Below are 861 nucleotides of genomic sequence, written 5' to 3'. Positions count from 1 at the left end.
GCCCAGGGGAGGGAACCCTTGATGCTGTGGGCACGGTGGTGGACGTCCCGCACTACCTCGCCGGCACGTTCGGTACGCGCGCGGCCGAGGACGCCCCTGCCTATGTGGTGGTCCGTGTCCCTGGGGGGGTCCCGGCCGGAACACACACCCCTCCCCGCGGAGATCGCACGAATCCATGGGCGAGGAGCCTCTCGCGTCGGCTCTCGCCCATCCCTACGACCGAAAAGGAACTGATGTCCTCTCACCCAGTACTTGCCGTCCTGGACGACCTGGCGCGCGTGATCGGTGCGACGCCCCCCGAGCAGGACACGGCGCCGACGCCGTGCGCCGGCCTCGACGTGGTGTCATTGCGCCGGCACCTGCTCGGCGGGATCGGGTACTTCACCGTCGTCCTGGCCGACCCCGGCGGCGATGCGCGGCCCGACCCGCGCAACTACACCGGCCCCGACGACACCGGCGTCCTGGTCGCGGCGATCGGCGAACTGTCGGGGGCCGTGCGTGCCGCACTCGCCGACGGCATCGAGACGGCTTCGGTGCGGGTGCCCGCGCTGGGCGGTACCTTCCGCGGCGACTACGTGCTGAGCATGCTGGTCGCCGAGGCCGTGGTGCACGGCTGGGACATCGCCCGCGCCACCGGTCAGGCATGGGACCCCGACCCCGCCGCGTCGGAGCAGGCGCACACGCTGCTCGCCGACCAGATCAAGCCGGAATACCGGGGCGAGGGCATGCCCTTCGCCCCTGAAGTGCCCGTGAGCGTGGACGCCACGGCGCTGGACCGGTTGCTGGGCTTCGCGGGCCGATCGCCGGAGTGGACACCGGCACCCGCCACCGAGCGCGGGTGAGCGGTGCGGCGGACCAGGA

1 protein-coding gene is annotated in these 861 nt (G+C 72.6%); it reads left to right on the top strand.

Annotation, left to right across the window (positions count from 1 at the left end; translation table 11 throughout):
- Nucleotides 1–233 precede the first annotated feature (233 nt).
- Complete coding sequence (locus tag ACFO4E_RS16275; protein WP_378575703.1) at nucleotides 234–842, top strand: TIGR03086 family metal-binding protein; 609 nt, start codon at nucleotides 234–236, stop codon at nucleotides 840–842.
- Nucleotides 843–861: the final 19 nt, after the last annotated feature.

It is taken from the genome of Nocardiopsis mangrovi (assembly GCF_042653925.1).
In the GTDB taxonomy this organism is placed as follows: Bacteria; Actinomycetota; Actinomycetes; order Streptosporangiales; family Streptosporangiaceae; genus Nocardiopsis_B; species Nocardiopsis_B mangrovi.
Note: the sequence above shows the minus strand (reverse complement) of the source record. Positions and strands in the feature narration are given on the sequence as shown.